The organism is uncultured Porphyromonas sp. (assembly GCF_915070105.1).
Lineage (GTDB): Bacteria > Bacteroidota > Bacteroidia > Bacteroidales > Porphyromonadaceae > Porphyromonas.
Genome location: NZ_CAJZFJ010000098.1, coordinates 1 through 5,413, shown reverse-complemented (window position 1 = coordinate 5,413; position 5,413 = coordinate 1). Strand labels below are relative to the sequence as shown.

At 50.3% G+C, this 5,413-nt stretch carries 2 protein-coding genes and 1 pseudogene; 2 read left to right on the top strand and 1 reads right to left on the bottom strand.

What is annotated here, in order from left to right; translation table 11 throughout:
* Nucleotides 1–1,147 precede the first annotated feature (1,147 nt).
* Together QZ554_RS08040 and QZ554_RS08035 are read left to right on the top strand one after the other, a co-directional pair.
* Complete coding sequence (locus tag QZ554_RS08040; RefSeq protein ID WP_297195686.1) at nt 1,148–1,297, top strand: hypothetical protein; 150 nt, start codon at nt 1,148–1,150, stop codon at nt 1,295–1,297.
* 54 nt (nt 1,298–1,351) lie between these two features.
* Complete coding sequence (locus tag QZ554_RS08035; protein ID WP_297195685.1) at nt 1,352–3,823, top strand: hypothetical protein; 2,472 nt, start codon at nt 1,352–1,354, stop codon at nt 3,821–3,823.
* Between the two features lie 98 nt (nt 3,824–3,921).
* On the opposite strand, the pseudogene QZ554_RS08030 reads toward QZ554_RS08035, so the two are convergent.
* Nucleotides 3,922–4,126, bottom strand: a pseudogene (locus QZ554_RS08030) (glutaredoxin-related protein); the annotation flags it as partial.
* Between the last annotated feature and the right edge of the window lie 1,287 nt (nt 4,127–5,413).

Here is a 5,413-nt window from a genome sequence, read left to right as displayed (position 1 = left end):
CACGTGTACACAACAGTATACACGCGTGTACACTACCTCGCTCTAAGTATATCCTCTGTAGGGCTCACTTGTATGTCTGTTTCTTGGGGATAATACGTAGGATCTCTAGGGATGGACTAAGGCTCCCTGGGATATGAAATGATATCCCCGAAGATCCAAAGGCTGGAGTGTGCAAGCGAGATCATGCGTCAGCCCTAATAGATAGAATCCCTTACTGGTTAGCAATAATATTTTGCTATAGTTTTGCTGTTGTCTTGCCTCATGGAGAAGACCATACCAATAGCCACCCTCTTCTCTATAGAGGTGGCGGAGGGCAAGACTTCGCTCGTGCAGGTTCAGCTGAGGAATGAGAGTATGGGGCTGATGGGTATGAGTGGATGTTTGAGGGTGGTTAGCCTAGTTCATCACAACAGAAGCGATTAGGGACGGCGACTTTCACCGAGCTTGGGGAACATAAGATACGGCTCCGTATATGGAATGGCATTGATGAGAAAGTGAGTGAACAGACTCTTTGAGTAGACTAAGCGCTTTCGCTGAGTTTCTACTATGAGATAGCTATTAACGATATAGCTCCAGCCGTGGTTACGCTCCGTAAATTGAGCAAAAGTGATGTGTATTGAAAAAGTCTTCTTATCTTTGCAATGATTTTGACAGAGATGTCTAGGTGACATGGTGGTTGTAGTTCAGTTGGTTAGAGCATCGGATTGTGGTTCTAGGTGTGGTGGGTTCGAGTCTCATCTTCCACCCAAGGAAGCAGGCTGGCCTGCTTCAGATAAGATTTAAATAAAAGATGAGGGTAATGGGCGTTTGATCATAGGGTTGGATGCCATTTACTTATTCTGCCTGCCCTACAGAGATAGACGCAATGCGCGTACGACTAAAGGATAGCTGGAGGGAAACACTCGCCCCAGAGTTTGAGAGGCTCTACTTCTCGACCTTGACGGATTGTGTACGGGTGGGGTATCTTCCTCTGGCTGTAAAGCTGCCCTTGAGGCTGAGCGCTACCTCGGCGAGCACGGGCTGTAGTAAGCATCCAGCAAACAACATAAACCACCATAGGCTGTGTGGTAAGACTGGTGTCATGCAGCCCTTTTTACAACCAGTCATATCATCCCTTTTTTATATAAACTAAAAAGAAGTAAAACAAATGAACAAAAACAAGGAGGAGTATACCAGCCCTTACGCCCAAGCCTTCGGCCTAAGCGTACCATTGTCTATACTCATACAGCTCTCAGTAGAGGGCGACCTCAACGGGGAATGGCAAGATGGAGGAGAACTCGGAGTGGACGAATATTAACCAGCGAACACTAAGAGACATTTCCTCAAAGAAAACCTACATACAAAGGATAGAATGAAGAGAATTAACATACAATTCCTCCTGTCATCACTACTCGTCTGCACACTACTGACAGCAAGTTGCACGAAGGAGGATTTAAACAATAAAACAAACGCCCTCAGCGAGCAAGAGCAAGCCCCTCAAGGAGCTGTAGTCACTGTCGACTTCAGCGGAGAGGCACAGCTAATGCTACCCGTTGAGTCAGATCAACCCAAAGGGGATGCACGCTACCTAGTCAAGGTAAAGAAGGATGAGGCTGCACCGATAGGCTTTACAATCTCTGACGAAGAGCTACGTAATCCAAAGAAACTTACCCTCTATATCGCTGAGCGTAGTGACGTCAGGAGCAATGGAAAGAACGCAAGCGTCACCACCCTCAGCGTCACCCCTACTCTTACCAAGCAGGACAATGGCACCTATACCATTGGGTATAAGGGAACCGTACAGCTACAAGGTGCGGGGCAGAGCTTTGAGCATGGAGAATGGTATATCTCTGGTGTCTATGGTGCTGTAAGCGCAACGGACACACAGGCACAGAGCAGATGGCGTAATCACTTTATCCTCTCTCAGAGTGAGCAGTCCAAAGTGGAGTTTGACTACCCTCTCGTCTGTGGCTGGACACGCCTCTACACCAAGGGTAGCCCAGACCTCACAGCAGGATCTAAGACCGGTGGCTCTCGGGAGGAAATAGGTGGAAGCACGGACTTTGGCCGTAACCTGCGCCTGAAGTTCACCCCAGATGGTGTGCTACTGCGTATCAAGATTCGCAGTAACCTCATTGAGAATGTCCCCATCAGCCAGTTAAACATCTCCAGCACAGAGTTTAAGCTCATGGCTAAGCCCCCTGTATACAACACGCCAGGCAAAGGCAAAAATGGGCTCTTGGAGGAATCTTACCTTACCTCTGGGAAGACCCCCTTCCCAGACGACCATCGTAACCGTGACAGGGATGACATGACCATCTATCTGGAGAAGGATAGGAGTTACAAGCTCCTCCCTGGAGGTAGATACTGTGATGATATTATCTATTGCTGGGTGTACCCCAAGGACATCTATCATGGAAGCGATACCCAGACGCTCTTCTCTATCCCCATCAAGACACTCCCAGAGCCTCTCTATCGCACAATCAATGTCTCTGGATACGACATCCAGACGGAGCGTATCTCCAGCCCGGAGTATCCTGGACCAGCGCATACACCTTCAGTATCTCCGCACTTTGCAGGTAACTACAACGAAGAGTATGGCTTCCCCGAGCTTCAGCTAGCAAAGCGTTCCTCCACGGACCCCTACCGCTTAGGACATTGCTACACTGTCCCTCTGACCGTATCCTCTGACCTTCTTATCTCTGAGATTGCCAACTACCAAGAGGGAAGGCCAGTGTGGAATATATGGGGATCCTCATGGAAGAATGAGCCGACTAGCAAGAAGGGCTACGGTATGATCGAGATATACAATCCGACACGCAGTGATATCGACCTCTCCGACTACGGTATCGTACGCATTGCGATCCCTAAGCTACTAGATGCGGAGGCTCTAAAGGAGTATGACGCCCCCAGCAACGAGGCTCAGGTCTGCGTCTTCCCTAATGTAAGCAACCAGCTCAAGGATCAGCTCTTTACCCATCGAGGTGTTGGCAATAAAGATGATGACGCTACCGCAGGCTTCAATGTCGGCAATATCTCTCCTTCCCGTGGGACTCTCCTAGCCAACGCCCTCGTACAGCCACTAGATTTCGTGAGTGGTCTATCTCCCAAGTGGCCAGGGCTATCCCTAGGTACCTACTACAAGCGCAAGGATAAGACCTCTGCGTATGGGTATGTCTCCGTAGAGACGCTTCCGAACCCACAGAGCTATCCAGAGAATACCACCCTTGTACGTGACTTCAGCTCTATCCTTGGGTCTCAGCCCGTACAGCCTGGGGGGAAGAACGTGCTAGGCCCAGGGCAAACGATCGTACTCCTATCGAGTCGCTACGCAAAGAGTTCGGTGGCGATGAACAAGTCCAATCGAGGGATGATCAATGGCGTCCCCTATCTCTTTCAGACACTGACCAGAGCTATTGAGCAGGGCTACTGTCGCTACGTTGTGGCCCTAGATAACGGGAAGGTCAAGGGAGAGGATGAGGCTTACTCTGCCAATACAGGTACGATGAACTTCTATGGCTTCGATATTCCCCTCCTCGTCAAGAAGAGTAATAGGAAAAGCAGCCAAGCTAATAGGATCGTTGACGGAGCATGGTATATCCGCAACTTCTATAATGCTATCGGTCGCTACATCCGGACTACTACTTCTCCCGCCCAGCTACGTCAGATCTTCCCTCCCTATGTCTTTAATCAGCCCAACCTGACGCACTCTGGCTACCTCAATGCAACCAACTTCTACGATGGTGCAGGCTCTCTAATACTGAATAGAGATAACTTCGGGGTAGATCGGCAGTCAAGGCTAAATGAGGCCTACGACCCCCATCGTTACATGCGTCTCTGGTAGACCACCATCATTCAAAGAATCACCCCCACAAGCTCCTTCTTCAGAGCTTGTGGGGGTGATTTCTTTTACAGCTAAAAGGGCATCTAGCCAAGACGAGACTAGCAACCTAAGCCGTCGAGGCTACAGGCTTCCCCCGCAGGGAATGAGAGGGAATCTAGCCCTACATCCTCGGGGGCTAAGCGTTACCGTGCCATCCTCAAGCACGAAGCACGGGATACTTGCTGCCCCTCGAGCCTTCGCTGAGGTGAAGGCAGGGCTATGATCCCTTAGCTTCAAGAAAGCCTTGAGGTCGCGCACATCTTTGTTACCCTTGCAGGGTCTCCGAGGGAATCCTAGCAAGGACTCTGCCGAGCCCCTTGCTAGGATCACAAAGAAGCCCCCTCTACACTCCTACCCCAAAAGCGACGAGGCTGTACCATGGAGATCCATAGTACAGCCTCGTTGTAGCCCATGAAGGCTCATAGAGTCTGTGCTTAGCGGGATGCCAGCTCCTTGTCTAGGAAGACAATGGCATGGTCTGAGGCTAGGCACACCCGATCCACAATGTTGGAGGCAGTTGCTTCCTCCTCTACCTGCTCACGGATGTACTACCAGAAGAAGTTCTGCGAAGGCATATCAGCTTCTGTAGACGCTAGACGTACAAGTTCCTCGATCTTCTCCGAGACTAGGCACTCATGTGCTTTTGAAGGCTTCTATGACTAGGGGCTCCTTGCACTCAGTGCAAATGAGCCAGCTGAAGTCTCCAAGCCAGTGGGTAAGATTGAGATCTTAGCCTACGATAAAGCAGGCTTCAAACATCTTGCAGGGCAATTTCTCGAAGGAGAGGATGGCAACATTGCTCTATGGTAAGCAGGGACTATCAGGCCTTGATACACTGTTCCCTTAATGAGTCAGTCTCTCCTGAGTAGCTTTTACTAGGCCGTAGAGCCAGCTCTGATGACCATCAATCATAATATTTGTTCCAGCCAATTCAGCCGCAGGTTTACAAATCTGACTCTCTTGAGTTAGAATGCGAAGACGATTACCAGGCAGTTCTTCGAGCAACCACGCATGAATTACATCCAGCGGCTCCGTCCACCTTGTAGCTGTCCAAGGAGGGGACACCCTTGAGGGCTTGTGTACTCACCACATAGTTGAGATACTTAGCCATGTCGAGGTCTGTGATATACTCACCGACTTTCTTCCCGCCACCCCTCATCATGGGAGGCATGCCACCAGCCATTCCTGCAGGTCTTGCGCTCCCGATGCCCCCGTTGGTAGGTGCCTGAAAAGCTGCCTCGCTACTAAATGAGAAGCCGAGAGAGTTTGGGATCAAGGAAAGTATTGAGCTCTTAGAAGAATCTGGATACGAGCATAGAAGTTGCTCCTTCTTGCAGGGACAACGGTGACGCCTCTGCCTCTAAGCCTTCTCCGAAGTCCCCCTAGCGAAGCCCCCCCGATGGATGGAATCGTATCCGTCGGGGGACTTGCATTCCATACATTAGCGTACTCTTATGAAGAATGAATACGGAGCACTATCCCCACCCACAATCCACCAGGGCCGACGCATGATCTCGCTCGCACACTCCTGCCTTTGGATCTTCGGGGATA